This window comes from Bacillota bacterium, assembly GCA_024655925.1.
GTDB lineage: Bacteria > Bacillota > DTU025 > DTU025 > JANLFS01 > JANLFS01.
The window spans coordinates 1-3,865 of record JANLFS010000164.1; the positions used below are offsets into that span (position 1 = coordinate 1).

The 3,865-nt window shown below is 60.3% G+C and carries 3 protein-coding genes; 2 read left to right on the plus strand and 1 reads right to left on the minus strand.

The window, feature by feature from the left end; genetic code table 11:
- The first annotated feature begins 423 nt into the window (after positions 1–423).
- Both NUW23_15370 and NUW23_15375 read left to right on the plus strand, forming a co-directional pair.
- Entirely contained in the window at positions 424–1,404 is a 981-nt protein-coding gene (locus NUW23_15370; protein MCR4427538.1) for a hypothetical protein, read from the plus strand.
- A gap of 631 nt (positions 1,405–2,035) precedes the next feature.
- Positions 2,036–3,052 carry a BtrH N-terminal domain-containing protein gene (locus tag NUW23_15375; GenBank protein MCR4427539.1) on the plus strand — a complete coding sequence of 339 codons (1,017 nt, stop codon included), beginning with the start codon at positions 2,036–2,038 and terminating at the stop codon, positions 3,050–3,052.
- 153 nt (positions 3,053–3,205) lie between these two features.
- Here the strand turns inward: NUW23_15375 and NUW23_15380 are convergent, their stop codons facing one another.
- The gene (locus tag NUW23_15380; protein MCR4427540.1) at positions 3,206–3,574 is read right to left on the minus strand and encodes a hypothetical protein; all 369 of its coding nucleotides are present in this window, start codon (positions 3,572–3,574) and stop codon (positions 3,206–3,208) included.
- Positions 3,575–3,865 lie beyond the last annotated feature (291 nt).

Genomic DNA, 3,865 nt, shown 5'->3' on the forward strand with positions numbered 1-3,865 from the left:
ATCTCACAGCTCCAGCTCCTTCACAACAAACGATATATCATAAAAGCGATATCGTCAAGAGAACTAAGGGCTGCCGGTGCGAATAAGCCGTGATGAGAAGCCGGGAACCCGTAGCCGGGCTGCAGGAAAAGGAGGATGCCAAGCCGCGGCGAAGAGTAGGGTCGGGTGGTCAGTCGTCGGGGCGGGTATCTCTGACCGGACAGGCGGCCAGTTCTGGTCTGCAGCACACACGCGGCAAGAGCTGTCGAGCGCGTGCCTGCACGAGTGCATACCCAGTCAAGTATGGCAAGTAGACCGAGCAGGCTTGCTGCAGGCGGACCGGAGAGGACGGGTGTTTCGGTTGGGGCTGCCGAGCGGCGTTGCTGATACACAAGGCCGCTAGACGCAAGGAACAGACGTAACGGCCGAAAACGGGGTGGTGGCGTGGACGTTCCTGTTGACTGGTTGCTCGAGGGTGAGCCCTTCGTCGAGTATCGAACCAGGTTGGACTTGCTGGCTCAGTCCGAGGACGACGAGGCCGTCCGAGCTGCGCGCCGAGGCATGCTGGCGGACTTGCGTGTAGCGAGCCTCATCGATGAGCTCTCGGGTTGGCCGGGGACAGTATTGTCGAGCCACAAGAGCTCCAGCCAGCCGTTCCATAAGCTGACGTTCCTCGCAGACCTCGGCGTTAGAGCCGAGGATCCGGGTATGACGGCTGTTGTCGCCGCCATCTTGAGGCGGCAGTCTGATGAGGGACCATTCCAGCTTCCCATGAATATACCGCAGCATTACGGCGGGTCGGGTACCGACGTATGGGCATGGGCACTGTGTGACGCTCCGCTCATCGTCTACGCCTTGGCGAAGATGGGGTTGGCCTCAGATCCTCGCGTTAGGGCAGCGGTCACTCATCTCGTCGGGTTAGTCCGCGAGAACGGCTGGCCGTGTGCGGTGTCGAAGGAGCTCGGCGGGTTCCGCGGACCGGGTCGCAAGGACGATGCCTGTCCGTTCGCGACTCTTGTTATGCTCAAGGCCCTCACCCAGTTCGACGACTTGCGGGACGAGCGGGCGTGCCATGTAGGGGCTGAGACGATCCTGAGTCTCTGGAGCGAGAGCAGAAGTCGGCATCCGTACATGTTCTACATGGGCACGGACTTCCGCAAACTCAAGGCCCCCTTGGTCTGGTACGACCTGCTGCACGTTCTGGACGTTCTTTCTCAGTTTCCCTGGCTCGCGACAGACGCCCGTCTGATGGATATGGCGAGCACGCTGAAGCAGAAGGCCGACCCGCACGGGCGCTTCGGTGCGGAGTCGATCTGGACGCCTTGGAAGGCGTGGGAGTTCGGACAGAAGAAGGAACCCTCGCGATGGATTACCATGCTGGCTTGGCGCATCATTGGTAGGGTCGACGGCTTACTGAAGCCGTAGAGTGAGCCAGTGGAGTGAGCCAGTGGAGTGAGCCAGTAGAGGGTGCCAGTAAAGTGCGCCAGCAGAGCGCGTCGTTAAAGTGTGCCCAACAAGCCTGTCCGGTGGACAGGCCTGAACCGGCGGATTAGTCGGGTCCACTGAGTGCCGCCACTGCGCGCCGCCGTTGATCTGCCAATGCGCCAGGTGGAAGGGAGGGGTGGCGGCAGTCGGTCTGCCGGCGGGTGGGTATCGATTGTGGCTAGTCTGACACAGGCATCGTCGTTCTTGACGAGACTGACCGCGTTGTAACCCGGCAACTACTGGAAGAGGGGCGAGGATCAATGCATCCTCGTTTAGGGGGATTGTCCGGGACTATGATGACCAGGAGTACCCCTCCATGTCGCACGCGTGTCCCGGCGCGCCCCACCAGTGATTTCGGCACCGGAATGGTCTACCTGCCTCGACGGCATGTCCCGAGGACATGCCGATGAGGAAGAGCGCACCGCGATGACTGACGGTGCATACGTGCCGGCTCATTCTACGGACGCGAGTGAGCGGGTGGTTCTGAGCGGGCCAACGCGCCGAAGGCAAGCCGCGGCTAATACCAGAACCGGGCGGGCGCTCACCGGAATATAGTTAAGGAGGCCCGGAAATGAAGCAATTGCTGACCATTCCGCATCGTCAAAGACCGGGGTTGTGCCCGGTCAACGGCATCCGCGACCTGATTCACTGGCGTTCCGGTCGAGATTGGTCAAACGAATTCCTCTGTGGGCTGGGGCAAGGTGCAGGATTTGCCTACCTCCGGTTCGACTCGGCCGATCCACCGCGCCAGGTGTACACAGGCGCTGCCACCGCCCGCCAGCACCGGTACTTGGCAGGATTGCTCAATGCCAACTTGACAGAGGTGGAGAACCGGACGTTCAAGTTCTCCTTTGGCAAAGCCCGGGAGGCCGTAGAAGCAGGGACGCCACCCGTGCTTGGGCCTATGGACATGTTCCATCTGCATTACTACGAGGATGTTTATCACAAGCGGCATATCCCGATCCATTATGTGCTGCTGGTAGGCTACGATGACGACACCGCCTACGTTCATGATACGAGCAAAGAGGATGTTCAAGCGGTCTCGCTGGAGCAACTGCAGTTGGCCTGGGACGTAAACGTTCCTGGTCTGGGCAAACGGAACCGTCTGGTAGTAATGGAGATTCCTCAAGAGCTTCCACCGACCGAAATGCTCATACGCAGGTCCATTGCCGATGCGTGCCAAACGATGCTAGATCCTCCTGTCGGTATGGTGGGCATTCCGGCGATGAGAAAGGTGGCCCGAGAGATCATACACTGGCCAGAAGAGCTGGGAGACGATGCGGCAGCTAGATGCCTGCGACAGGTGCTCGAGTATCTCAACTCACCGCCGGACCCGGAGGGACATCATCATACGGCCGGGCGCGACCTGTATGTCGCGTTTCTTCAGGAAGCTGGGGAACTGACAGGACTAGATCTCTCAGCAGCCATTCGTTGGCTGCGCGAATCAATGTCGACGATTCCAGCGCTGGCTGAGGCCATTCGCCGAGACGATCTCGAGAGAGCAGCGATCTGCTTTGACCGCATGGCAGAAGCAGAGACGGAAGCCTATACGGAGCTGAGCAGGATTGTAGGAGTGACTGCGTCATGATTGTTCGCCAAGCGGCAACGGCGGATGCCGAAAGACTCGCAGAGATTCACGTAAGCAGCTGGAAGGAGGCATATCGTGTAGGAGGGTCGACTCGCTGCTGCAGCGGCGTCCCCCGTCTACAGCCGTGACAACACCCGACTTTGCCGCGACAGCTTACCCCACGCCCTGAGCCGGCCTGATGAGCATGAACCTGTCTTCCCGCAGCCTGGCTCCGAGTGGGAGCAGGAACTCGTTCCAGCACGCCTGCACGGCGGCGTCACAGGGCATTCTCGATAGGCGGAGAGCGAAATTGCCCACGTCAGGTGAGCTGCCGACGATCACAAGCGGGAGGCACAGTACCTCCACGACCTCCACGCACGGGCATTCCTGTTGTCGGCGGACAAGGACGTCGCTGTAATGGTTTGCGTCTCCGTCCCAAAGCGCACGAAACTCCCTCGGACCGTAAGTCACGGAAACGAGGACATCGTCAACCCAGGCGATGCCTCTCGTCCATGGATCGTATCGGGCATCCTCATCGCGCACACCCCCAATCGCGTCTCTCGGCGCAACAGGCGAACGAGTCCCGGATTCTCCCCGAGTCAGTGAGCGCGTCAGGATCGGTTGTGATAGTTGACCGCGGCCCCTCAAGGTGTGTCATGGAGTATCAGTTACCCAGGGATGTCCGTCCGAAGTGGGAGCACCTTACCACAGCCTTTCTCCAGAGCGTGATCATCCGCGAGCACGCTCACGCGATTTTCGCTGAGAGCGTTGACCAACACAGGAAGGCTTCAGTCGCCGATACTGACGAGGACGGATGGGCTGCCGCTAGCGGAG

Coding starts and splice junctions, on each gene's coding strand:
- NUW23_15375 (MCR4427539.1), top strand. CDS start 2,036: ATGAAGCAATTGCTGACCATTCCGCATCGTCAAAGACCGGGGTTGTGC.